A 24,003-nucleotide genomic window follows, 5' to 3' on the forward strand; every position below is an offset into this window, starting at 1 on the left:
GTAGGGGACAGGGGTCAGGCGGAGGGTGGCCGTGCGGCGTGTCTGGCCCTGGGGATGACCAGCGGCGTGCCCGACTCCGGGTCGGGGATCACCCGGCAGTCCACGTCGAATACGGACCGCACGAGCTCCGCGTCGAGCACGTCGGCGGGCGCACCGGCGGCGGCGAGCTTCCCGTCCTTGAGGACGACGAGGTGGTCCGCGTACCGGGCGGCCTGGCCGAGGTCGTGCAGCACCATCACGACGGTGCGCCCGGCCGCGGAGTGCAACTCGGCCACCAGGTCGAGGACATCGAGCTGGTGGCGCAGGTCGAGGAACGTGGTGGGCTCGTCGAGCAGCAGCAGGTCCGTGTCCTGGGCCAGGGCCAGCGCGATCCAGGCACGCTGGCGCTGACCGCCGGAGAGCCGGTCCACGGGCCGGTCGCGCAGCGCGGCGGTGCCGGTGCGCTCAAGGGCCTCGTCGACGGCGGCCTGGTCGGCGGCCGACCAGGGGCTGAGCAGCCGCTGGTGCGGATAGCGCCCGAGCCGTACGAGCGCCTCGACGGTGATGGCCTCCGGCGTCACCGGCTGCTGCGGCAGCAGCCCCATCCGGCGGGCCAGCGCACGGGCCGGCATCCGGTGGATGTCGGTGCCGTCGAGGGCGACGGTGCCGCGCGCGGGGGCGAGCAGCCGGGTCAGTCCGCGCAACAGCGTGGACTTCCCACAGGCGTTGGGGCCGACGATGGCGGTGATCGCGCCGCCCGGCAGCACCAGATCGAGGTCATCGACGATCACCTGGTCGCCGTAGCGCAGACCGAGGCCGCGAGCGGACAGCTCGTTGCGCGCGGCGCCGGCCGGCGCGTCCGCAGCCGGGTCCGCCTTCGCCTCAAGGGCGAGCTGCTCGGACGTCATACGGAGCTCCTGTTCACGGGCGTGCTCTGACGGATCATCAAGACGAGGAGCCAGGGCGCGCCGAGCGTCGCCGTGACCACGCCCACGGGCAGCCCTTCGACGGGCAGCAGATGCTGCACCACGAGGTCGGACGCGAGCAGCAGCGCCGCTCCCACCAGGCAGCACAGCGCGGTGGTCGCCGCGGTCGGCGGGCCCGCGACGAAGCGCACGAGATGCGGTACGGCGAGGGCGACGAAGGCGACGGGCCCGGTGAGCGCGGCCGCGAGCGAGGCCAGCGCGACCGCGGTGATCAGGAGCTGGAGCCGGGCCGCGGAGACACCGACGCCGAGCGCGCCCGCCGATTCGTCCCCGAGGTCGAGCACCGCGAGCCGCCGGTGCAGCACGAATGCGGCGAGCAGCGCGGCGGCGCTCGCGGCCGCGGCGGCACTCACCTCGGTCCAGGTACGTCCGTACAGCGAACCGGTCGTCCACTGCAGCGCCGCCCCGGCGAGCTCCGCCGGGAACCGTACGACCATGAGGTTCACCGCGGCGGCGAGCCCCGCCTGCACGGCGAGGCCGACGAGCACCAGACGCGTCACGGTCAGCCCGGAGCTCCAGGCGAAGACCCCGAGCAGCAGCGCGGCGAGCATCCCGCCGCCGAGCGCGCCGAGCGGGATCAGGGTGGCCGAGGCGCCGGTGGCGAGCAGCACCACCGAACCGAAGGACGCGCCGCCGGTGATGCCCATGACGTCCGGCGAGGCGAGCGGATTGCGGAACAGCCGCTGCAGCAGCGCACCCGCCACTCCGAGCCCCGCACCGGCGATCAGCGCGGCGGCGAGCCGGGGCGCACGGAACTCCTGGACCACGAACACATCGCCCTGGTCGCCGAGTCCGACCAGCGCGCGCAGCGCGACGGACGCGTCCATCGGCATCTGCCCCTGCGTGAGCGAGACGACGGACAGGGCGAGCAGCACGGCCGTGGCGAACGCGCCGAGCAGCAGACGGCGGCGTACGAGGACGGGGGCCCGGGTCTCCCGCTGCGGAGACGCGGCGGGCGCGGGCGCCTGGGCGAGGCCGGTCATCGGGCCGCCTTCCGGGCGAGCAGGGCGAGCAGGGGCGCGCCCAGGAAGGCGCTGACGATGCCGACTTCGAGTTCCGAGGGGCGGATGACGACCCGGCCGAGGACGTCGGCGGCGAGCAGCAGCGTGGGCCCGGCGATCAGACAGCCGGGCACGAGCAGCCGGTGGTCGCCGCCCAGCAAGGGCCGTACGAGGTGGGGCGCGGCGAGTCCGATGAAGGCGATGGGCCCGGCGACGGCGACCGCGGAGCCCGCGAGCAGCACCACCGCGAGGGCGCCGGCCAGCCGGATCCGGGCGACGGGGACACCGAGGGACTGCGCCGTCTCGTCGCCCAGCGCGAGTGTGTTGAGCGCGGGGGTGAGGGCGAGCGCGACCAGGAGCCCGAGCACCAGGGTCGGCAGCACCGGCTGGAGCACGTCCAGCGGACGCTCGGAGATCGAGCCGGCCAGCCAGAAGCGGGCCTCGTCGAGCGTGCGCTCACTGGCCAGCATCACGGCGGACGTCCAGGAGAGCAGGACGAGTTGGAGGACCGTACCGCCGAGCGCGAGCCGCACCGGGTCGATGTCCCCGGAGCGGCGGGCGAGCAGCAGCGCGAGGAACAGGGCACCCGCGGCGCCCGCGAAGGCGAACCACACGTATTCGAGGGGCCGGTTGAGCCCCAGCGCATAGATGGCGACGACCACGGCGAACCCGGCACCGGCGTTGATGCCCAATGTGGTGGGCGCGGCCAGCGGGTTGCGGGTGATGCCCTGGGCGAGCGCCCCCGCCACACCGAGCGCGGCACCGACGGCGATGCCGACCACCGTGCGGGGCAGCCGCAGGCCGGTGACCACGAGGGCGTCCTTGCCGTGCGCGTCCCCGGACAGGGCGTCGACGACGGTGGTCAGCGGAACCGGCCGGGCGCCGAGAGCCAGGCTCAGCGCCGCGCAGATCACCAACAGGGCCGTACCGGCGACCAGGAGGGTGATCCGCCGGGCGGATGCGGGGGGACGACCGGAGATGACACCGGGTGCGGACGTGGACACGGCGAGTACCTTAGGTTAGGCATACCTAAGTCTGTCAACTTGCTGTGAGTGGTCCCGGGTGCGCGAGGCGTGCCGGGCGTCGAAGGCCGCTTGTGCATCGTTAAGGTAAGGCTCACCTTATGGTGCCGTCGATCAAGGAGGGGTGTTGAGGGCAAGACCGGCCATCTCGCCGAGGCTTTCGGCTGGAAAGGGCGCCCCGCCACCGTCCCCTTGCGCACCGTCGCTGTCGGAGACGTACCAACTCCTCACGCGCACCTGCGAGTCACTGCAGGTCGCCATCGCCCCGGACGGCGGCGGTGACCCTTCGGTGCCGGACGGTCAGTGGGTCGACGGGGCCGCACTGGCCGCACGCCCTGACCTCCTCGACGCCGCCATCGACGGCGAAGCCGCCCGCATCCAGGGCCGGTTCGGCACGGAACCCCGCCGCGAGGTCGCCGCCTCCCGGTTCATGCACCACTACCTGTGGAGCGTTGGCCTGCTCATCAGCGGCCCCTGGTACCTGGCGCGCCGCGTGCCCAGGATCCGCCCGCGCGACCTCCGTATCCACCCCGCCACCGCCGAACTCGCCCTCGCGCCCGGCGGGTTCACCTGCTTCCCCGACGATCCCGCGGCGGGACGGCCTGGCGTGCGCACGGTCGCGCACGAGGAGGCGCTGCGCGCCGAGCTGCGGTCCGCGTACGCCGACCACGTCCGCCCGCTGATCGCCGCGGCCGCCCCCGCGATGCGGCGCGGGCCGCGCGCCCTGTGGGGCATGGCGGGCGACGATCTCGTCTCCGGCGTCTGGTACCTGGGCCGGATGCTCGACGAGGAGGACCGGTCCGTACGACGGGCCGGGCAGCTCCTGCCGACGGCCGTCCCGCCCTTCCCGAAAGGCGCCGACTTCCGTGCCCTGTACGGCAGTTCGGGCCGGGAGTGGCCGACGCGGACACGTGCCGGATGCTGCCTCTACTACGCCATCCGGCCCTCCGCCGCCTCCGGCGAGGAGCAGCCGCAGGCCTGCGGCACCTGTCCACGCGTCACGGACGCCGAGCGCGTGCGGCGCCTGGAAGCGGAATGACGCCGGAACGGCCTCGGCACGTTTCGATAACGTCCCGGTGAAATCCCGTTCCCCTGCAGGTCTACGCGCGTTACTGTGCGCCGCAATACAGCGCCTCGGCGCGCCCGAAACGGCGTCGGGAACGGTGCGTTGGAGTGTTGGGGTCGTTGGGGATGAAGGGGATGTTTCCAGTGCGGCAGAAGCGTCGAATATCGAGACTCTCCAGCGTGGCCGTGGCGGTCTCCGCCCTGGCCCTCGTGGCGAGCGCCTGTGGCAAGACCAGTACCGAGGCCAACACGCCCGAGGACAAGGGCGGCGAGACGGGTGCGTCGGACACGTACAAGGGCAAGGGCATCGGGCTCGCGTACGACATCGGCGGCCAGGGCGACCAGTCGTTCAACGACGCGGCGTACTCGGGCTACGAGAAGGCCCGCGCCGAGTTCAAGATCGGCGGCGTCGACATGGAGCCGTCCGCCGACGAGTCGGACGCCGACAAGGTGCAGCGGCTCACGAAGCTCGCCAGCGAGGGCTACAACCCGGTGATCGGCGTCGGCTTCGTCTACGCGAAGGCCGTCGGCGAGGTGTCGAAGAAGTTCCCGAAGACCACCTTCGGGATCATCGACGACTCCACCGTCAAGGAGGCGAACGTCGCCGACCTCGTGTTCAGCGAGGAGCAGGGCTCCTACCTCGCGGGCGTCGCGGCGGCCAAGGCGACCAAGACCAAGACCGTCGGCTTCATCGGCGGTGTCGAGACCCCGCTGATCAAGAAGTTCGAGGCGGGCTTCGTCCAGGGCGTCCAGGACACCGACAAGTCCGTGAAGATCAAGCGCCAGTACCTGACGCAGCCGCCGAACTTCGACGGGTTCTCCAAGCCCGACCTCGGCAAGGAGGCCGCGAAGGGCCAGCTCGACGACGGCGCCGACGTGATCTACCACGCCGCGGGTCTCGCCGGGCAGGGCGCGATCGAGGCCGCGGCCGCCGAGAAGAAGTGGGCGATCGGCGTCGACTCGGACCAGTACAACCAGAAGGCGCTCGACAAGCAGAAGGCGTACATCCTCACCTCGATGACCAAGGACGTCGGCGGCGCGGTCTACTCGCTCACCAAGTCCGTCGTCGAGGGCAAGCCGCTCAGCGGCGAGCAGCGCTTCGACCTCAAGGCCGGCGGTGTCGGACTCGCCGATTCCAACCCCGCGTACAAGGAGATGACGGACGTCGTCGACGCGGTCGAGAAGGCCAAAAAGGCTATCGAGGACGGCACCATCACGGTGAAGTCCGCGCCGTAACGAAGAGTTACCGCCGAATGACCCTCTGCGCCGGGCCGGCCGTTTCCGCTGGTCCGGCGCATTGCTTTGGCAGATGGGACATATGGTGCAAGGTGTGAGACCAGGCACAGAGCGATAACAGGTGTTCCTCAACGGTTTTATGTTTTGTCTACGCGCGTTACGCTGCGGCGAAACCTGCGCCACTCACCGGCGCTTGCACAAAGGAGTACGACCCATGCACCGGGTGTCCCGATTCGCGGTTGCAGGCGCTGCTGCCACCGCGCTCGCCGTCTCCCTTGCCGCTTGTGGCGGCAAGTCCACTGATTCGTCCTCTTCGTCCTCGGATGACTCCAAGGGCAAGGGCGTCGCCATCGCCTACGACATCGGCGGCAAGGGCGACCAGTCCTTCAACGACGCTGCTTACGCGGGCATGGAGCGCGCGATGAAGGAGCTCAACATCGGCGGCGAGGACGTCGAGCCCTCGGACGGCGAGTCGGACGCCGACAAGATCCAGCGCCTCACCTCGCTGGCCAAGCAGGGTTACAACCCGGTGATCGGCGTCGGCTTCGCCTACGCGCCGGCCGTCAAGGAGGTGGCCGCGAAGTACCCGGACACCACCTTCGGCATCGTCGACGACGAGACCGTCAAGGCGAAGAACGTCGCGGACCTCGTCTTCTCCGAGGAGCAGGGCTCCTACCTCGCGGGTGTGGCCGCCGCCAAGACCACCAAGTCGAAGACCGTCGGCTTCGTCGGCGGTGTCGAGACCCCGCTGATCAAGAAGTTCCAGGCCGGCTACGAGCAGGGCGTCAAGGACACCGACCCGTCGGTCAAGGTCCGCGCGCAGTACCTGACCCAGCCGCCGAACTTCGACGGCTTCTCCAAGCCGGACCTCGGCAAGGAAGCCGCCAAGGGCATGATCGACGGTGGCGCCGACGTGATCTACCACGCCGCGGGTCTGGCCGGTCAGGGCTCCATCGAGGCCGCCGCCGCCGAGAAGAAGTGGGCGATCGGCGTCGACTCCGACCAGTACAACCAGCAGGCCCTCTCGAAGTACAAGGACTACATCCTGACCTCGGTCACCAAGGGTGTCTCCGACGCGGTCTTCAACCTCGCCAAGTCCGTCCAGGACGGCAAGCCCGAGACCGGCGTCATCCGCGCCGACCTCAAGTCCGGCGGCGTCGCGCTGGCCGACTCCAACCCGGCGTTCATGAAGATGACCGAGGTGCAGGAGGCCGTCAAGAAGGCCGAAGAGGGCATCAAGGACGGCTCCATCAAGGTCAAGACCACCCCGTAATACCTGAACGTCACGCCGTTCACGGTCGTGACACGGGACGGGAACGGGGTACGGCGAGCATCATCTCTCCGTACCCCGTTCCAGTCCCCGCAGCCGTTTTGCCGGGGGAAACCCCGGACCCCTGAGGGGCGTTGCGCAGGACGCCCCTCCTCTTTGAGGAGAGTCGCCATCAAAGCGTCCAGCAGCCCCCCGGCCGCCGGCCAGGCGCCTGCCGTAGAACTGGCGGGCATCACCAAGCGCTTCCCCGGTGTCGTGGCCAACCACGACATCCACTTCAGCGTCCGCAAGGGCACCGTGCACGCCCTGGTCGGCGAGAACGGCGCGGGCAAGTCGACGCTGATGAAGATCCTCTACGGCATGCAGAAGCCGGACGAGGGCACCATCGCGATCAACGGCGAGAAGGTGACCCTCAGCACCCCGGCGGACGCCATCTCCCGCGGGATCGGCATGGTGCACCAGCACTTCATGCTCGCCGACCAGCTGACGGTCCTCGAGAACGTGGTGCTCGGCAGCGAGAAGCTGCACGGCATCGGCGGCCAGGCCCGTAAGAAGATCAAGGAGATCTCCGAGGCGTACGGACTCGGCGTCAAGCCCGACGCCATGGTCGAGGACCTCGGAGTCGCCGACCGCCAGCGCGTGGAGATCCTCAAGGTCCTCTACCGCGGCGCCCGCACGCTGATCCTCGACGAGCCCACCGCCGTCCTCGTGCCGCAGGAGGTCGACGCGCTCTTCGACAACCTGCGCGAGCTCAAGGCCGAGGGCCTCTCGGTCATCTTCATCTCGCACAAGCTGGGCGAGGTCCTCGCGGTCGCCGACGACATCACCGTCATCCGCCGCGGTACGACGGTGGGCACGGCGATCCCGTCGGAGACGACCCCGCGCCAGCTCGCCGAGCTGATGGTGGGCTCGGCGCTGCCGACGCCGGAGACCAGCGAGTCGACGGTCACCGACCGCGCGATGATCCAGGTCGAGGGCCTGCGCCTGGAGGGCGAGGGCGGCCGCGCGCTGCTCGACGACATCTCCTTCACGATCCACGAGGGCGAGGTCCTCGGCATCGCCGGCGTCGAGGGCAACGGCCAGACCGAGCTGATCGACGCGCTCATCGGCCTCAAGGGCGCCGACTCCGGCGTCATCACGATGGCCGGCAAGGACATCACCGCGGTGCCCACGCGCAAGCGCCGCGAGGACGGCATCGGCTACATCCCCGAGGACCGCCACCGCCACGGCCTCCTCCTCGAATCCCCCCTGTGGGAGAACCGCATCCTCGGCCACGTCACCGAGAAGCCCAACGCCAAGGGCCCCTGGCTGGACATCAAGGCCGCGCAGGCCGACACCAAGCGGATCGTCCAGGAGTACGACGTCCGCACCCCCGGCATCGACGTCACCGCCGCCTCCCTGTCCGGCGGCAACCAGCAGAAGCTGATCGTCGGCCGCGAGATGAGCCACAAGCCGCGCTTCCTGATCGCCGCCCACCCCACCCGCGGTGTGGACGTCGGCGCGCAGGCGCAGATCTGGGACCAGATCCGCGAGGCCCGCCGCGAGGGACTCGCGGTGCTCCTGATCTCCGCGGACCTGGACGAGCTGATCGGCCTCTCCGACACCCTGCGCGTGATCTACCGCGGCAAGCTCGTCGCGGACGCCGACCCGGCCACCATCACGCCCGAGGAGCTCGGCTCCGCCATGACGGGTGCCGCCACCGGCCACCTGGAGGTCGACGAGGCCGAGGTCGCGGCCGAGCAGGCCGCACGCGACCTCGTCGAGGGCCGCGACTCGGCCGCCATGGAGGCCGCAGGACTCGACGCGGACACCCCGGTGGCCGAGCAGGACGCCGGCACCCCGGCCGCCGGCACCGAGCAGGACGCAGACGCCCCGGAGGACGAGGCACGATGAAGAAGTTCGACAAGGAGCGGGTGCTGCTCGCACTCGCCGGACCGGCCATCGCGCTGGTCGTGGCCGTGGCACTGACCTCGATCGTGCTGCTCGTCTCGGGCAAGAGCCCCTTCGAGCCGTACTCGATCATGTTCGAGCAGGCCACGTTCTCCGACATCCAGGTCCTGATCATCAACCAGGCCACGATGTACTACCTGGCCGCCGTCGCCGTGGCGGTCGGCTTCCGGATGAACCTGTTCAACATCGGCGTCGACGGCCAGTACCGCCTCGCCGCGATGACCACCGCACTGGTCGGCGCCCACGTCGCGCTCCCGGCCTTCCTGCAGGTGCCGATGCTGATCCTGGTCGCGATGCTCACCGGCGCCTTCTGGGCCGGTATCGCGGGCATCCTCAAGACCACCCGCGGCGTCAGCGAGGTCGTCGCCACGATCATGCTGAACGCCATCGCGACCAGCGTCATCGCCTGGCTGACCCTGCCGGAGAACTTCGGTGTCCTGGAGGGCAACAACTCCACGACGGGCCCGATGAACGAGTCCGGCTGGATCCCCGGCTTCCAGATGGCAGGCGGCGAGATCTACGGCCTGATCGTCCTGGCCGTCCTCGTCGGCATCGCGTACTGGCTGGTCCTCGGCCGTACCCGCTTCGGCTTCGACCTGCGCGCCACCGGCGCCTCCGAGTCCGCGGCCGCGGCCAGCGGTGTCAACGCCAAGCGCATGGTGCTCATGGCCATGCTGATCTCCGGTGCGCTCGCCGGTATCTCGGGTCTGCCGATCCTGCTCGGCGACTCCCACACGTACGGCCTGACCTTCCCCGCGGGCCTCGGCTTCACCGCCATCGGCATCGCGCTCCTCGGCCGCAACCACCCGGTCGGCATCGCGTTCGCGGCGCTCCTGTGGGCCTGGCTCGACAAGGCCTCGCAGGACCTCGACTACCGCGGTTACGACAAGGAGATCGCGGTCATCATGCAGGGCCTGATCGTCCTCGCGGTCGTCATCTCGTACGAAGCCGTACGCGTCTGGGGCCTCAAGCGCCAGCAGCAGCGCGTCGGCGAGGAACTCGCGGCGGCTGCCCGTAAGACGAAGACCGACAACTCATCGGAGGTGGCTGCCCGATGACGACGGCAACCGACGTCAACAAGCCGAAGGTGCAGCCGCGCCCCGGCGGCCGCAAGCTCTCCCTGCCCATGATCATGATCGGTGTCGCGGGCCTGCTGGTCCTCGTCTCGATCACCCGCGTCATCACGGGCGCCGACGGCATCGACTCCGTCGGCCAGATGTCCACCGCGCTCAAGCTCGCCGTGCCGATCGGCCTCGCCGGCCTCGGCGGTCTGTGGGCCGAGCGCGCGGGCGTCGTCAACATCGGCCTCGAAGGCATGATGATCCTCGGCACCTGGTTCGGTGCCTGGGCCGGTTACCAGTGGGGTCCGTGGACCGGCCTCCTGTTCGGTGTCATCGGCGGCGCGATCGGCGGTCTGATCCACGCCGTCGCCACGGTCACCTTCAAGGTCAACCACATCGTCTCCGGTGTCGCGATCAACATCCTCGCGATCGGCGCGACCCGCTACATGTCCACGTTCGCCTTCGAAGGCGTCGAGGGCGGCACCTCGAAGCAGTCCCCGCCGGTCGACTCCCTCGGCACCTTCTCGGTCCCGGGTCTGTCCACCTGGCTGGACTCGCTCAACGAGAAGGGCTGGTTCCTGATCTCGGACATCGCGGGCCTGCTCGGCGGTCTCGTCACCAACCTGTCGCCGCTGACGGTCATCGCCATCGCGCTGATCCCGTTCACGTGGTGGGCGCTGTGGCGCACGTCCTTCGGTCTGCGCCTGCGCTCCTGCGGTGAGCACCCCGTCGCCGCCGAGTCCCTCGGCGTCAACGTCTACAAGTACAAGTACCTCGCCGTGATCATCTCGGGCGGCTTCGCCGGCCTCGGCGGAGCGTTCCTCTCCATCGTCTCGGCGAACATCTACCTCGAAGGCCAGACGGGCGGCCGCGGCTACATCGGTCTCGCCTCGATGATCTTCGGCAACTGGCTGCCGGGCGGACTCGCCCTCGGTGCGGGCCTGTTCGGCTACACCGACAGCCTCAACCTGCGCGGCGGCGGCACCAACGTCCACGCGCTGCTCCTGCTCCTCTTCTTCCTGATGGTCATCGCCGTCGCCTGGCAGATCTGGCGCAAGCGGTACGTCCCGGCGCTGATCACCTCGGTGATCGCCGCGCTGGTGCTCGTCTGGTACCTGATGACGAACGAGGTCCCGAGCCAGTTCGTGACCGCCACGCCGTACGTGGTGACGCTCCTGGTCCTCGCCCTCTCGGCACAACGCCTGCGCATGCCGAAGGCGAACGGAATGCCCTACTACAAGGGCCAGGGCAAGTGACGGCTCCCGACCCCTGGGAGAACCTTCGGGCCGCGGCCCGGGACGCCATGTCCCGGGCCTACGCCCCGTACTCGGGCTACCCCGTCGGCGCGGCGGCCCTGGTCTCGGACGGCCGCGTCATCACGGGCTGCAACGTGGAGAACGCCTCGTACGGCCTCGGCCTGTGCGCGGAATGCGGCCTCGTCTCCTCCCTCGCCGCAGGCGGAGGCGGCCGCCTCACGCACTTCACGTGCGTGGACGGCCGCGGCGAGATCCTGGTCCCGTGCGGCCGCTGCCGCCAGCTCCTGTACGAATTCGGCGGACCCGAGCTGCTGGTGGAGACCCCGGAGGGGGTTCTGACCCTGTCGGAGATGCTTCCGCAGGCGTTCGGGCCTGAGCACCTGAAGTCGTAGCCCCGGCTTCCGCAGAGAACCAACCGCACCAACGGAAGGATCCCCATGGACGCCATCACCGTCATCCGAGCCAAGCGGGACCGGGGCGAGCTGACCCCCGACCAGATCGACTGGATCATCGACGCGTACACCCGCGGCGAGGTCGCCGACTACCAGATGGCCGCCCTCAACATGGCGATCCTCCTCAACGGCATGAACCGCAAGGAAATCGCCCGCTGGACCGCCGCCATGATCGCCTCCGGCGAGCGCATGAGCTGGGACACCCTCTCCCGCCCCACCGCCGACAAGCACTCCACCGGCGGCGTGGGCGACAAGATCACCCTCCCGCTCGCCCCCCTCGTCGCCGCCTGCGGCGCCGCCGTGCCGCAGCTCAGCGGCCGCGGCCTCGGCCACACCGGCGGCACCCTCGACAAGCTGGAGTCCATCCCGGGCTGGCGCGCCCTGCTCTCCAACAAGGAGATGCTCGACGTCCTCGACTCGACCGGCGCGGTCATCTGCGCGGCGGGCGACGGTCTGGCCCCCGCCGACAAGAAGCTCTACGCGCTGCGCGACGTCACGGGCACCGTCGAGGCGATCCCGCTGATCGCCTCCTCGATCATGTCGAAGAAGATCGCCGAGGGCACCGGCTCCCTCGTCCTCGACGTGAAGGTCGGTTCCGGCGCCTTCATGAAGAACATCGACGACGCCCGCGAACTGGCCTCCACCATGGTCGAGTTGGGCACCGACAGCGGCGTCCGCACCGTCGCCCTGCTCACCGACATGTCCACCCCGCTCGGCCTCACCGCGGGCAACGCCCTCGAAGTCCGCGAGTCCGTCGAGGTGTTGGCGGGCGGCGGCCCGAAGGACGTCGTCGAGCTGACCCTCGCGCTCGCCCGCGAGATGCTCGACGCGGCCGGCCTCAAGGACGCCGACCCGGCGAAGGCCCTCGCCGACGGCTCGGCCATGGACGTCTGGCGCCGCATGATCGCCGCGCAGGGCGGCGATCCGGACGCGGAGCTGCCGACCTCCCGCGAGCAGCACGTGATCACGGCCCCGTCCTCCGGCGTCCTGTCCCGCCTGGACGCGTACGACGTCGGTGTCGCCGCATGGCGCCTCGGCGCGGGCCGCGCCCGCAAGGAGGACCCGGTGCAGGCGGCTGCGGGCGTCGAGATCCACGCGAAGCCGGGGGAGACGGTGGAGGCGGGCGCCCCGCTCCTGACCCTGCACACGGATACGCCCGAGCGCTTCGAGTACGCCCTGGAGTCCCTGACCTCGGCGTACGAGATCGCCCCGGCGGGCACGGCGGTCTCCCCGAATCCGATCGTGCTGGACCGGATCGCCTGACCCACGGTCCCCGCACGTACCGGAGGGGGTGATTGCGTCTCACCAAGCGGCCGATATGACCGTTTTGATGGGACGCAATCACCCCCTCCTACAACACCTCGGCCTCAGCCGCGCCCACCGCTTCCGCCAACCCCGTCAGCTGAAGCAGCCGCACCAACGCCGGCCCCGGATCCCGGATCCGCGTCCCCGCCCCCGCTCTGCGCGCCGTCAGCCGCAGCCGGGCCAGCGCGTCGACCACCGCGAAGTCCGCCTGGCCCGCGTGGTGGAGCGCGAGGGCATCCACGATGACCTCGACCGCACCGGTCAGCTCCAGCTGCCCGCGCAGATGCTCACACAGTTGGGGAACCTGGGCACGCGTCAGCGGCGCGGCCAGTCGGACGACGATGGGTTCGGGTCGAGTGGTCATGCAGGGATGACCGCGCCCGGCCCCGAAACTCATCGGCGCAGGGACGCGGTTTCCGCGCGACCGCCCGGCTCAGGCCCCCGCAGGCAGCCCCTCCGGCAGCCCGAACAGCGGGAACCACCGCTTCGTGTCGAGGAACGCATTGAGCCCCGAGATCTTCCCGTCCGTGATCTCGATGACCTGCAGCGCCCACGGCGAATACGTACCGTCCTCGTTGAGGTGGTACTGGCCGAAGGCCGGTGTCCCGTTGGCGACCGTGGCGATGAGCTTTCCGGCGCGGCACTTCGCGCCCTGCACCAGGTGCCAGTTGACGATGTCCTCGTGTCCGACCAGCCACAGGTCGAACGGGGGCATGGACATGATGGCGTCCTCATGGAGCAGCGACGTCAGCGCTTCCATGTCATAGCCCTCGAAGGCCGCCACATAGCGGTCGAGCAGCTTCTGCTGGTCGTCGTCGAGCGGATCGGCGGTGTCCGTCTCCTTCACACCGCCCGTGTCCGCGAGCGTGGCCCGTGCCCGCTGCAGCGCGCTGTTCACCGACGCCACCGACGTGTCGAGCAGCTCCGCGACCTCGGCGGCCTTCCACGCGAGCACCTCGCGCAGGATCAGCACGGCCCGCTGCTTGGCGGGCAGGTGCTGCAGCGCGGCCACGAAGGCGAGGCGCACGGTCTCGCGCGCGACCGTCGTCTCCGCCGGGTCCGCCGACGAGGGCAGCACCCGGCCGTCCGGCACGGGCTCCAGCCAGGTGATCTCGGAGCGCTCGTTGAGCACCGCGGTGGCCTGATGTGCCTGCTCGGTCAGATCCATGGGGCGCGCCCTCTTGTTGCCCGCATTGAGCATGTCCAGGCACACGTTGGTCGCGATGCGGTACAGCCAGGAGCGCAGCGACGAGCGGCCCTCGAACTTGTCGTACGCACGCCACGCGCGCACGAACGTGTCCTGCACGGCGTCCTCGGCCTCGAAGCCGGAACCGAGCATCCGGTAGCAATACCCCGTCAGCTCGGTCCGGTGCTTCTCCATCCGCAGGTCCAAGTCCCCCCTGGTCCCTGCCGCACCACTCAGATCAGACGATCCCGTCATTGGGTTCACCCCTGTAGCCCTCGACACTGCCACTTCGAAAACTACAGGCCCCCACTGACAATCGCCGGTGAGCAGCGAAAACCGGTCCGGGCCCTTGACAGCCCGGACCGCCCGCACCCGCCAGGCCGCCGTGTCACGTCCCGGGCTTGCGCCCGTACACGTACACGTCGTCGCCCTTCTTCAGAAGGTTCCAGTACGCGATCGCGTCCGTCTTGCGCATGTTCACGCACCCGCCCGAACCCGGCGGCGCGTACATGCTCTTGTCGACCTGGTGGAAGGCGATCCCGCCGTCGAAGAACTGCGAGTACGGCATCCATACGCGGTAGATCGTCGACCAGTGGTTGCGCACCCGGTAGTAGATCTTCTTCGAACCGGTCCTGGTCTCCGCCCCGTTGCGCCCCGTCCGCACCGGCACCGGACCGTACTTGAGCTTCGAACCGTCCTGGATCCAGCTGATCTGCAGCGTCAGGTCCACGCAAGCGATACGGCCCTTGTTGGTGGGGCACTTGCCCGCCGCGTTCGGGTTCTTCGCCGCGAGGGCGGGCTTCTGCTTGGTGATCAGGGTCATCACGCCCCAGGTGATGGGCCCCGCGTAGCCGATGTTCGGCTTGATCAGGTGCTTCGTCTGGAAGGCGCGTATCGCCGTGCAGTCGCCCGCGGACTGCCGCCCGTCCACCCTCAGCCCGAGGAACTTCTCGACCTGCTTCTGATACGGGCCCGTACTCCTGGTGCAGGTCGCCGCACTCGCCTCGCCGGCGCCCAGCGCCACACTCAGCGGTACCACCATGGCCGTGATCCCCGCGGCCGCCATCGCTCTGCGTGCTCTCCTCCGCATGGCCGTCGTCCCTTCGGCGCAGTGAGTCCCCCTGGCTGGGAGTTCTCTGCTGGTAGGACGGTCGTGAAGTAGCGGTGGTTGTACGGAAATCCCCGCCAATTCAAGGGAAATTCAGGCGAGTTGGGTACGTCGCGCCGGCATCAGCGCGCCGCGACGAGCATCCGCTCCTGCACCCGTGCCGCATGCGACCCGTAGAGCGTCACCGACACCACGCCGAGCACCGCGATGAGACCGAGGACGACGGTCGCGGGCCAGCCGCCCGCGTGGAAGGCGAGCGCGCCGAGCGTGCCGCCCGCGCTGGAGCCGATGTAGTACGCGGACTGGTAGAGCGCCGAGGCCTGCGCACGGCCCGTCGCCGCGGTCCGGCTCACCGACGAGGACGCCACCGCGTGCCCCGCGAAGAACCCGGCCGTGATCAGGACGAGCCCGAGCAGGATGCCCGCGAGCGCGTCGGTGAGGGAGAGCAGCAGCCCGGACGCGGTGGTGCCGACGGCCAGGTACAGCGCCCCGCGCCGCCCGAGCCGCTCCACGAGCCGGCCCGCGGTCGCCGACGAGACGGTCCCCACCAGATAGACGAGGAAGACCGAGCCGACGACACCCTGCGGCAGGCTGAACGGTTCGCCCACGAGCCGGTACCCGATCACCGTGTACACGGCACCGAACACCGTCATGAACAGCGCGCCGATCGCGTACAGCCGCACGAGCAGCGGATTCGCCAGATGCCCGCGCACCGTCCCGTACAAGGCGCGCGGATTGAGCGAACCGGCCTTGAAGTTACGGGGCTTCGGCAGCAGCGCGCGGAACGCGACCCCGCACACCAGCGCCATCACACCGACCGCGAGCAGAGCCGCGCGCCACCCCCAGGCCTGGGCGACCCAGCCGGAGAGGATCCGGCCGCTCATCCCGCCGATGCTGTTGCCCGCGACGAACAGTCCGACCGCGGCGACCAGCGCCTTCGGCCGCACCTCCTCCGCGAGATACGCCATCGCGGACGCCGGGAGCCCGGCGAGCGCCGCACCCTGCACGGCCCGCAGCACGACCAGCGAGCCGAGGTCCGGCGCGAACGGCACGAGCAGTCCGACGACGACGGCCACGCTCAGCGAGACCGTCATCAGCGTGCGCCGCCCGAAGCGCTCCGAGAGCGCGCTCAGGGGCAGGACGAAGAGGGCGAGGGCGCCGGTCGCCGCGGAGACCGTCCAGCTGGCGTCGTCGGCGGTGACCGCGAACTCGCCGGAGATGGCGGGCAGCAGTGCCTGCGTGGAGTAGAGCAGCGCGAAGGTCGCGAGCCCGGCCGCGAACAGCGCCAGGCTGACCCGGCGGTAGCCGGGGGTGCCCGGCGCGAGGCGGGAGTCGGTGGTGACGGTGGATTCGACGGCAGGGGACGGGGAGGCGAGGGCACCCGCGGGGTGGGCGGATGCCCTGCTACTGGCGGCAGGCATGCTCCGAAATTAGGCCGCGGCCGTTCATGCGTCCAATGCATGGACTGGCCATAATCGTTCCCATGGTGCATGAGCAGAGGCCACAGGCGTCGCTGTCACGAAGCAGTGAAACAAAAGACATTCCCGAGCCGGGTGCGCTCGCCGAACTCGACCCGGAATCGTGGCCGGCGATCCTCGCCCCGCGCCTCGCGTACTTCGCGGCGGTCGCCCGCGCGGAGCACGTCACGCGCGCCGCGCGGCAGCTCCAGGTCCCGCAGTCCACGGTCTCGCGCGCCCTGGTCCGCCTCGAACGCGACCTGGGCGTCGACCTGTTCGCCCGCCACGGCCGTACGGTCTCGCTCACCGCCGCGGGCCGTACGTTCCTGGCGACCGTGGAGCGCGCGCTCGGCGAGGTGGAGCGCGCCGCCGAGTCCGTACGGGCCGACGCGGACCCCGAGTCCGGCAAGGTCGCCTTCGGCTTCCTGCACACGATGGGCTCGGAGACCGTCCCGGAACTCATCCGCGAGTTCCGCGCCGACCACCCGCGCGTCCGCTTCACCCTCGTCCAGAACTACGGCGAGTGGATGCTGGAGCACCTGCGCTCCGGCGAGCTCGACCTCTGCCTCACCTCACCGGTCCCCGACGCCCCCGACCTGGTGGCCCGCCGCCTCGACGAACAGCGGCTGCGCCTGGTCGTCCCCGCGGACCACCGCCTCGCGACCCGCAAGCGCATCCGCCTCGCGGAGGCCGCCGACGAGGCCTTCATCATGCTGGAACCCGGTTACGGCCTGCGCCGCATCACCGACGACCTGTGCACGGAGGCGGGCTTCCGCCCGAAGGTCGCGTTCGAGGGCGAGGAGGCGGAGACACTGCGCGGCCTGGTCGCGGTCGGCCTGGGCGTGGCCCTCCTGCCCCCGCCGGCCCGCCCCCGCCCGGGCGTCGTCGACCTTGCGATCGTCGGCCAGCGCGCGGTCCGCGAGATCGGAGTGGCCTGGTTGGAGGGCCACCCGGACACGCCACCGGTGGCGGCGTTCAAGAAGTTCCTGCTGACCCGGAAGGGCCGTCTGCTCGCCTGACCGGCACGGCGGGCAACGCCCGCCCGCTCACCGCATCAACGCCCGCCCGAACCCCGAAGCCAGCGGCATCCGCAACCCCAGCGGAGGCGGAGCCGCGAACGCGTCCGCCACAGGACGCGAGAACGGCTCACCGAACAAGGCCCCCCGTACGAAATCCGCCGCGAGAGCGAACACTTCCGCCCGGTGCTGCATCAGCGCGTGCCCGTCCGAGTGCACCTCGAACCGGGCCGTGTTCCGGTTCGCCTTCTTCAGCCGCTCCGCGTACCCGAACGACAGCTCGGGATCGGTCCGCTCGTCGTTCGTCCCGTGCGCGATGAGCACCCACCGCCCCACGAGCTGCTTCACCGGCTCGGGCTCCCCGGAACCCGCCCCGGGCTCCGGCAGCCAAGGCGCCAGCGCCAGCACGGAGTTGACCGCCGTGTGCCCGCCCGCGTGCAGCGCCGCCCGCCCGCCCATGTCGACCCCGGCGAGGCATACGGGAACGTCCCCGTAGCGCCGTACGACCTCGTCCACCGCCCAGACCGCGTCGGCCGCGGGCTGCGCGTCCGCCCCGTTCCAGCCGCGCCGCCGGTAGTGCACGGTGTGCGCGACGAGGCCCTCCTCGCGCCCGGCGCGGGCCAGCCTGCGGCCGAGCGCGCGCACGTTGGCGAGCGCGAGCGGGTGCGCCCGCCGCGTGGACGTCTCGTCGCCGGCCGGGAGCAGCAGCACCACACCGCCGACGGCCCGCCCGGGAGCCGGCTCCTGCCCGATCGCCCGCCCAAGTCGGGCCCCGCGCACCGGCATTGCTTCCTGTGCCATGGCAGAACAGTCTCAGAAGTACGGGTGTACGGGACGTTGACCGGGGGTCACTGTTACGTATCGACGTAGGACGTCACCGGGAGGCTGCGCGAACGCACCCCGCGGCCGGCTCCCGGGACACCCCGGGGAGAGATTTCGTAACGGAGAGGAGCGCTCTACGCGCGTAGGCGTTAGAGTGCGCCAATGACGAGCCAGACCATTCCCTCCCCGACCCCGGACCAGATCCGCCGGGCCCCCAAGGTGCTGCTTCACGACCACCTCGACGGCGGCCTGCGCCCCGGGACGATCATCGATCTCGCCCGCGAGGTGGGCTACGAGAACCTCCCCGAATCCGAGCCCGACAAGCTCGGCATCTGGTTCCTCGAAGCCGCCGACTCCGGCTCCCTGCCCCGCTACCTGGAGACCTTCGCGCACACCTGCGCCGTCATGCAGACCAAGGAGGCCCTCTTCAGGGTCGCCGCCGAGTGCGCCGAGGACCTCGCGGAGGACGGCGTCGTCTACGCCGAGATCCGGTACGCGCCCGAGCAGCACCTGGAGCAGGGCCTCACGCTCGAAGAGGTCGTCGAGGCGGTCAACGAGGGCTTCCGCGAGGGCGAGCGCCGCGCCCGCGCCAACGGCCACCGCATCCGCGTCGGAGCCCTGCTCACCGCGATGCGCCACGCGGCCCGCGCCCTGGAGATCGCCGAACTGGCCAACCGCTACCGCGACCTGGGCGTCGTCGGCTTCGACATCGCGGGCGCCGAGGCGGGCTTCCCGCCCACCCGCCACCTCGACGCGTTCGAGTACCTCAAGCGCGAGAACAACCACTTCACGATCCACGCGGGCGAGGCCTTCGGCCTGCCCTCGATCTGGCAGGCCCTGCAGTGGTGCGGCGCCGACCGGCTCGGCCACGGCGTGCGGATCATCGACGACATCGAGGTCGCGGCCGACGGCTCGGTCAAGCTCGGCCGCCTCGCCGCGTACGTACGGGACAAGCGCATCCCGCTGGAGATGTGCCCGACGTCCAACCTGCAGACGGGCGCCGCCACGTCCTACGCGGAGCACCCGATCGGCCTGCTCCGCAAGCTGCACTTCCGCGCGACGGTGAACACCGACAACCGTCTGATGTCGGGCACGAGCATGAGCCGGGAATTCGAGCACCTGGTCGGCACATTCGGCTACACGCTCGATGACATGCAGTGGTTCACAGTCAATGCGATGAAATCAGCGTTCATTCCTTTCGACGAACGACTGGCCATGATCAATGACGTGATCAAGCCGGGTTACGCCGAGCTCAAGTCGGAGTGGCTGTTCCAGCAGACCGCTGCGACCAGCGGTTCCGAGGGCTGAGCAGGGAAAACCGCGAACGGGGAAACGGCCGGGAAGATCCATTCCCGGCCGTTTTTCATACGGCGGCGGTGTTTGCGGACGGCCCGCACGGATCGATAGCTTGCGGGACTGCTCAAGAACGCCCCGTAATTCCCCGTCTCCAAGGACGTATTCAAAATGAAGCAGTCTGCCAAGGTTCTCGGTGTCGCCGCTCTCGGTGCCGCTTTCGCTGCAGCCGGTGCGAGCACCGCGTCGGCAGCGCCCGCCCTTCCCGACCCCACCCAGGCCGTCGGCTCCCTCACCCAGGGTCTGCCGGTCGCCGGTCTCGCCGGCAACCTGCCGGGTGCGACGGAGGCGATGGGCGCCGGGCAGAACGCCGTGACGGGTGGCCTGAGCGCCGCGCAGCCCGCCGTCGGCAAGACGCTGCCCGCCGACGCCGACCCGGTCAGCGGCCTGCTCGGCGGTCTGCCGACGGGCGGCCTGCCGACGGGTGCGCTGCCGGTCCTCGGCGGCTGAAGCGCCTGAAGCGCCTGAACGCCTGAAGCGCACGAAAGGGCGCCCTCCGGAGTCGTATCTCCGGGCGGGCGCCCTTCGTGCTGTTCAGGGGGTGTCGGAGGGTGCTACCACGCAGGCGCGGCGTCCTTGTGGACGGAGTCCTTCTCGGCGGGCAGCAGCGCCCAGAGCGCCAGGTAGAGCAGGAACTGCGGACCCGGCAGCAGACACGAGACGAGGAAGATCACGCGCATCGTGGTCGCGGAGGTGCCGAAGCGCTTCGCCAGCGCTGCGCACACTCCGCCGATCATCCGTCCATTACGAGGGCGGGCAAGGGCGGTCATGGTGGCTCCTTCGCGAACCGTTGCTGAGGCTCCGTTCTCGGTGCCTCGATCTGCTTCAAAGTTACGGTCGCGAGCGGGACAAAACGTCAGGCTACGGTGCGATCCCGACCCTGGGAATCGTCGGGGTCGACCCCTGAGACGCCTCGTCCCTGGACAGTGGCACGGCTCGGGGAAGCCCCTTCATCCGGCGGATACGGGCCCGTGCGGCGGGCACCACGGAGAGGTGCGCGAGGGCGACACCGAGGGTGTTGAGCAGCAGCGAGTCGATGTCGACGACCTGTCCGGGCACGGCGGTCTGCAGCAGCTCGATGCCGAGCGAGAGCATCGCGCCCGCCGCGGCCGTCCGCAGGAACGATCCGACGGACGAGGCGTGCAGCCGCCCGCCGGCCATCGGGAGCAGTACGCCGAGCGGCGCGAGCAGCAGCAGCGCCTCGCCGATCCGCCGCGTGGCCTCACCGGGGCCGAGTGCGAGATCAGCCTTGATGCCGGCGAACGGCTGCAGATTGGTCGCGGCGACCCAGGGGACGTCCAGGGGACGCAGGGTGAACCAGCCGACGAAGGCGAGATGCGCGACGAGGAGGACGACTCCTGCCGCACGGAAGCGGATGACGGGAAGCCCGCCAAGTCCCTGACGCTGCACGCCCCCCAAGACGCAGGGTGATGTGGAAACGGTTCCGTGCGATGTGGAAGCGGAGTTCCACGGGCGCGGGATACGCCCCACCCGGGGGAGTGCGGACGCGGTCAGCCCACCGACTCCGACGGCACCGGCATGATCTCCGGCCGGGCACGCTCCGTGTCCGTGCACGGATAGGCCCGCAGCGCCGCGTCGTCGTCCGTGCCGCCGAGCAGTACGGCGTCCTCGCCCGCCCCCACGCCGTGCACCAGCGTGCACACGACCTGGGCCAGCGCGAAGGGCGTCAGGCGCTCCGGCGGGGTGCTCAGGCGCAGGGCCTGCTTCGGGTCGTCCGGACGCGCGCCCCGTACCGTGATCGCGGACTTCACGTCGGAGGTGAAGCCTGCCTTCTCCTCTGCCCCCGACGGCCGCTCCCGCAGCTCGTCGAGGAGCGCCTGCGCCACGAACACCCGGTCGTCCCGGGTCCGCCCGTCGCTCAGCGCGACCGAACGGTCGACGCTCACCAGCTGCGAGCCGCAGATCAGGAAGACCTGCACCGGCAGCCCGCCCGCCGCCTGCGGGGCGATCTCGGACGCCGACGCGGTGCACGGCACCCGTGAGGGAGCCGTGCCGAACTCCGTCGGCACCTCCGTCGGCCGGATCCCGCACCCCGCGAGCAGCAGCCCGGCCGCGAGCAGCAGCCCGGCCGCCGTACGCCGCCTCATCGCACGCCCTCCACGGCCTCGTCGGAGGACCCGTCCGCCGGCTCCTCCTCGGGGCGCTCCACCAGGTCCGAGGCGTCCCGCGGCAGCCGCAGCGTGAACACCGCGCCGCCGTCGGGGGAGTTCGCCGCGGTGATCTCGCCGCCGTGGATGTGCGCGTTCTCCAGCGCGATCGACAGACCGAGCCCCGAGCCCTCCGAACGCGGCCGCGACGCGCTCGCCTTGTAGAAGCGGTCGAAGACGTGCGGCAGCACCTCCTCGGGAATGCCCGGACCGTGGTCCCGTACCGAGATCACGATCCCGTCCTCACCCTCCAGGAGCTCCGTGCGCACGGAGACGCGCACCGGGGAGCCGCCGTGCTTGAGCGCGTTGCCGATCAGATTCGCCAGGATCACGTCGAGCCGCCGCGGGTCGAGCCGCGCCATGATGCCGCGCTCGGCGTCCAGGTCCACCGCGTCGAGCCAGGCCCGCGCGTCGATGCAGGCCGTGATCTGGTCCGCGAGATCCACGTGGTCCAGGACGAGACGGGCCGTGCCCGCGTCGAAGCGGGTGACCTCCATCAGGTTCTCCACGAGGTCGTTGAGCCGCCGCGTCTCGCTCACCACGAGCCGTACGGCCGGGGCGATCATCGGGTCCAGGGAGTCCTCTTCCTCCTCCAGGACCTCCGTCACCGCGGTGATCGCCGTCAGCGGCGTCCGCAGCTCGTGGGACATGTCCGCGACGAAGCGCCGGCTCGACTCCTCCCGCGCGCTCATGTCCGCGACCTTCTTCTCCAGCGACTCCGCGGTCCGGTTGAACGTGCGGGACAGTTCGGCCAGCTCGTCCGTCCCCGACACCCGCAGCCGCGTGTCCAGCTTCCCCTCGCCGAGCCGTCGCGCCGCGACGCCCAGCCGGTGCACGGGCTTGAGGACCGTGGTCGCCGCGGCCTGCGCGAGCAGCGCCGCCCCGATCAGTGCGAGCGTCGTCGCGATCCCCAGCGACCAGGCCAGCGAGCTCAGATCCTTCTGCTCGGGCGCCAGCGACTTCAGCATGTAGCCGGTCGGCCCGTCCCCGAGCACCCGCGTGCCGCCGACCAGGTACGGCGTCCCGTCCAGCTGCGTGCGCTGCCAGAACATGCGGTACGTGGCCTCGCCGCCGGACGCCGCCTGCTGCGGCTCGTTCACCGCGTCCTGCAGAGCGGCGGGCACGTCCGCGAGTGAGAACGTGGCGGGCACCCCGGACTTGGCGGGCATCCCGGCCTTCGCCGAGACCTCCTTGCCGTCCGGACCCTCGGCGATCAGGATCACGCTGTACTGCTGGCTGCTGCGCGCCATCAGCCCCGCCGCGTCCTGCAGCGCCGTCTGCCCCGGATCGGCGGGCAGCCGCGCCGCCCGGTTCTGCATCTCCGACTGGAAGTCCTTGAGCGCGGCGTCCTGCGTACGGGTCAGCAGCGCCTCGCGATTGAGCCAGTACGCGATTCCCGACGCCGACACCGCGGCCGTCAGCGCGACGAGACCGAACACCACGACGAGCCGCAGCCGCAGACTGGTGAAGCGCAGCTTCGCCGCCACCCGGCGGCCCCAATTCGGCGGCTGCCGGGCCTCGTCCGACGTCACTGAGGCGTGTCCAAGCGATAGCCCACGCCGCGCACGGTACGGATCAGCGTCGGCGAGGACGGCACGTCCTCCACCTTCGCGCGCAGCCGCTGCACACACGCGTCCACGAGCCGTGAGTCACCGAGGTAGTCGTGCTCCCACACGAGCCTCAGCAACTGCTGGCGGGACAGCGCCTGTCCGGGTCTGCGGCTCAGCTCGAGGAGCAGCCGCAGCTCGGTCGGCGTCAGCTGGAGATCCTCGCCGTTCTTCGTGACGGTCATCGCCGAGCGGTCGATCACCAGGGATCCGAACGTGGCCGCGTCATTGGCCTCGCGTTCGCCGCGCCGCAGCACGGCCCGGATCCGGGCGTCGAGCACCCGGCCCTGGACGGGCTTGACGACGTAGTCGTCCGCACCCGACTCAAGACCGACCACCACATCGATGTCATCGCTGCGCGCGGTCAGCAGGATGATCGGCAACTGATCCGTGCGCCGGATACGCCGGCACACCTCGAAGCCGTCGATGCCGGGGAGCATCACATCCAGCACGATGAGGTCCGGCCGCTGCTCAGCGAGCAGCTTCAGTCCGTCCTCGCCGGTGGCAGCCGTGGCCACGCGGTGACCCTGGCGTGTCAGTGACATCTCCAGGGCCGTCCGGATGGCGTCGTCGTCCTCGATCAGCAACAGGGAAGGCACGGAGGTCATTCTGGCCCATTGCATGCCCGCGTATCGACAGTTGGGCAGCTCCTGACCCCAACCCCCATAGGACCTACGTAAAGACACAGCGCCCTGTGACAGCT

The 24,003-nt window shown here is 70.5% G+C and carries 24 protein-coding genes; 11 read left to right on the plus strand and 13 right to left on the minus strand.

Features of this window, described 5'->3' with window-relative positions; genetic code table 11:
- Window positions 1-14: 14 nt before the first annotated feature.
- The 3 genes from ACIBI4_RS09445 to ACIBI4_RS09455 are packed head-to-tail and all read right to left on the minus strand — an operon-like array spanning window position 15 to window position 2,946.
- Window positions 15-887: an ABC transporter ATP-binding protein gene (locus tag ACIBI4_RS09445; RefSeq protein WP_399203060.1), complete on the minus strand. Its 873-nt coding sequence runs from the start codon at window positions 885-887 to the stop codon at window positions 15-17.
- The gene (locus tag ACIBI4_RS09450) at window positions 884-1,948 is read right to left on the minus strand and encodes a FecCD family ABC transporter permease (protein WP_399203061.1); all 1,065 of its coding nucleotides are present in this window, start codon (window positions 1,946-1,948) and stop codon (window positions 884-886) included. Before ACIBI4_RS09450 ends, ACIBI4_RS09445 begins: the two co-directional genes overlap by 4 nt.
- Entirely contained in the window at window positions 1,945-2,946 is a 1,002-nt protein-coding gene (locus ACIBI4_RS09455; RefSeq protein ID WP_399203242.1) for a FecCD family ABC transporter permease, read from the minus strand. The genes ACIBI4_RS09450 and ACIBI4_RS09455 overlap by 4 nt, the downstream gene beginning before the upstream one ends.
- A gap of 169 nt (window positions 2,947-3,115) precedes the next feature.
- Here ACIBI4_RS09455 and ACIBI4_RS09460 point away from each other — a divergent pair, with 169 nt between their 5' ends.
- The 8 genes from ACIBI4_RS09460 to ACIBI4_RS09495 all read left to right on the plus strand — a co-directional run bounded on the left by ACIBI4_RS09460 (window position 3,116) and on the right by ACIBI4_RS09495 (window position 12,541).
- The gene (locus tag ACIBI4_RS09460; protein ID WP_399203062.1) at window positions 3,116-4,027 is read left to right on the plus strand and encodes an iron-sulfur protein; all 912 of its coding nucleotides are present in this window, start codon (window positions 3,116-3,118) and stop codon (window positions 4,025-4,027) included.
- A 161-nt stretch (window positions 4,028-4,188) separates the two neighbouring features.
- Window positions 4,189-5,289: a BMP family protein gene (locus ACIBI4_RS09465; protein WP_399203063.1), complete on the plus strand. Its 1,101-nt coding sequence runs from the start codon at window positions 4,189-4,191 to the stop codon at window positions 5,287-5,289.
- 214 nt (window positions 5,290-5,503) lie between these two features.
- Window positions 5,504-6,562, plus strand: coding sequence for a BMP family protein (locus tag ACIBI4_RS09470; RefSeq protein ID WP_399203064.1), 1,059 nt, complete (start codon window positions 5,504-5,506; stop codon window positions 6,560-6,562).
- 153 nt (window positions 6,563-6,715) lie between these two features.
- A complete protein-coding gene (locus ACIBI4_RS09475; RefSeq protein ID WP_399203065.1) occupies window positions 6,716-8,452 on the plus strand; it encodes an ABC transporter ATP-binding protein in 1,737 nt (578 codons plus the stop codon).
- Window positions 8,449-9,567 (plus strand): ABC transporter permease, encoded by a 1,119-nt coding sequence (locus tag ACIBI4_RS09480; protein WP_399203066.1) that lies wholly within the window; start codon window positions 8,449-8,451, stop codon window positions 9,565-9,567. The genes ACIBI4_RS09475 and ACIBI4_RS09480 overlap by 4 nt, the downstream gene beginning before the upstream one ends.
- Window positions 9,564-10,826, plus strand: a complete 1,263-nt coding sequence (locus tag ACIBI4_RS09485; protein ID WP_399203067.1) for an ABC transporter permease — start codon at window positions 9,564-9,566, stop codon at window positions 10,824-10,826. Before ACIBI4_RS09480 ends, ACIBI4_RS09485 begins: the two co-directional genes overlap by 4 nt.
- Window positions 10,823-11,218, plus strand: coding sequence for a cytidine deaminase (locus ACIBI4_RS09490; protein ID WP_399203068.1), 396 nt, complete (start codon window positions 10,823-10,825; stop codon window positions 11,216-11,218). Before ACIBI4_RS09485 ends, ACIBI4_RS09490 begins: the two co-directional genes overlap by 4 nt.
- A 45-nt stretch (window positions 11,219-11,263) precedes the next feature.
- Entirely contained in the window at window positions 11,264-12,541 is a 1,278-nt protein-coding gene (locus ACIBI4_RS09495) for a thymidine phosphorylase (protein ID WP_399203069.1), read from the plus strand.
- 88 nt (window positions 12,542-12,629) lie between these two features.
- Here ACIBI4_RS09495 and ACIBI4_RS09500 read toward each other — a convergent pair whose 3' ends face one another.
- The 4 genes from ACIBI4_RS09500 to ACIBI4_RS09515 form a co-directional block, all read right to left on the minus strand.
- Window positions 12,630-12,947, minus strand: coding sequence for an STAS domain-containing protein (locus ACIBI4_RS09500; RefSeq protein WP_399203070.1), 318 nt, complete (start codon window positions 12,945-12,947; stop codon window positions 12,630-12,632).
- A 69-nt stretch (window positions 12,948-13,016) separates the two neighbouring features.
- The gene (locus tag ACIBI4_RS09505) at window positions 13,017-14,024 is read right to left on the minus strand and encodes a sigma-70 family RNA polymerase sigma factor (RefSeq protein WP_399203071.1); all 1,008 of its coding nucleotides are present in this window, start codon (window positions 14,022-14,024) and stop codon (window positions 13,017-13,019) included.
- 133 nt (window positions 14,025-14,157) lie between these two features.
- Window positions 14,158-14,859: a L,D-transpeptidase gene (locus ACIBI4_RS09510; protein WP_399203072.1), complete on the minus strand. Its 702-nt coding sequence runs from the start codon at window positions 14,857-14,859 to the stop codon at window positions 14,158-14,160.
- A gap of 140 nt (window positions 14,860-14,999) precedes the next feature.
- Window positions 15,000-16,298: an MFS transporter gene (locus ACIBI4_RS09515; RefSeq protein ID WP_399203073.1), complete on the minus strand. Its 1,299-nt coding sequence runs from the start codon at window positions 16,296-16,298 to the stop codon at window positions 15,000-15,002.
- 62 nt (window positions 16,299-16,360) lie between these two features.
- Between ACIBI4_RS09515 and ACIBI4_RS09520 the strand changes: the two genes are divergently transcribed.
- Window positions 16,361-17,353 (plus strand): LysR family transcriptional regulator, encoded by a 993-nt coding sequence (locus ACIBI4_RS09520; RefSeq protein WP_399203074.1) that lies wholly within the window; start codon window positions 16,361-16,363, stop codon window positions 17,351-17,353.
- Window positions 17,354-17,380: 27 nt separating this feature from the next.
- On the opposite strand, the gene ACIBI4_RS09525 is transcribed toward ACIBI4_RS09520, so the two are convergent.
- A complete protein-coding gene (locus ACIBI4_RS09525; protein WP_399203075.1) occupies window positions 17,381-18,151 on the minus strand; it encodes an alpha/beta hydrolase in 771 nt (256 codons plus the stop codon).
- A 183-nt stretch (window positions 18,152-18,334) separates the two neighbouring features.
- On the opposite strand from ACIBI4_RS09525, the gene ACIBI4_RS09530 reads away from it, so the two are divergent.
- Window positions 18,335-19,480: an adenosine deaminase gene (locus ACIBI4_RS09530; RefSeq protein ID WP_399203076.1), complete on the plus strand. Its 1,146-nt coding sequence runs from the start codon at window positions 18,335-18,337 to the stop codon at window positions 19,478-19,480.
- Window positions 19,481-19,636: 156 nt separating this feature from the next.
- Window positions 19,637-19,975, plus strand: a complete 339-nt coding sequence (locus ACIBI4_RS09535) for an ATP-binding protein (protein WP_399203077.1) — start codon at window positions 19,637-19,639, stop codon at window positions 19,973-19,975.
- 104 nt (window positions 19,976-20,079) lie between these two features.
- Here ACIBI4_RS09535 and ACIBI4_RS09540 read toward each other — a convergent pair whose 3' ends face one another.
- The 5 genes from ACIBI4_RS09540 to afsQ1 form a co-directional block, all read right to left on the minus strand.
- Window positions 20,080-20,295 carry a PspC domain-containing protein gene (locus ACIBI4_RS09540; protein WP_399203078.1) on the minus strand — a complete coding sequence of 72 codons (216 nt, stop codon included), beginning with the start codon at window positions 20,293-20,295 and terminating at the stop codon, window positions 20,080-20,082.
- A 91-nt stretch (window positions 20,296-20,386) separates the two neighbouring features.
- Window positions 20,387-20,935, minus strand: a complete 549-nt coding sequence (locus ACIBI4_RS09545) for a VanZ family protein (protein WP_399203079.1) — start codon at window positions 20,933-20,935, stop codon at window positions 20,387-20,389.
- A 101-nt stretch (window positions 20,936-21,036) separates the two neighbouring features.
- A complete protein-coding gene (locus ACIBI4_RS09550; RefSeq protein WP_399203080.1) occupies window positions 21,037-21,633 on the minus strand; it encodes a hypothetical protein in 597 nt (198 codons plus the stop codon).
- Window positions 21,630-23,225 carry an ATP-binding protein gene (locus tag ACIBI4_RS09555; protein WP_399203081.1) on the minus strand — a complete coding sequence of 532 codons (1,596 nt, stop codon included), beginning with the start codon at window positions 23,223-23,225 and terminating at the stop codon, window positions 21,630-21,632. The genes ACIBI4_RS09550 and ACIBI4_RS09555 overlap by 4 nt, the downstream gene beginning before the upstream one ends.
- Window positions 23,222-23,899: a two-component system response regulator AfsQ1 gene (gene afsQ1, locus ACIBI4_RS09560; RefSeq protein ID WP_399203082.1), complete on the minus strand. Its 678-nt coding sequence runs from the start codon at window positions 23,897-23,899 to the stop codon at window positions 23,222-23,224. The genes ACIBI4_RS09555 and afsQ1 overlap by 4 nt, the downstream gene beginning before the upstream one ends.
- Window positions 23,900-24,003: the final 104 nt, after the last annotated feature.

The sequence above is a fragment of the Streptomyces sp. NPDC050418 genome, from assembly GCF_044458745.1.
Lineage (GTDB): Bacteria > Actinomycetota > Actinomycetes > Streptomycetales > Streptomycetaceae > Streptomyces.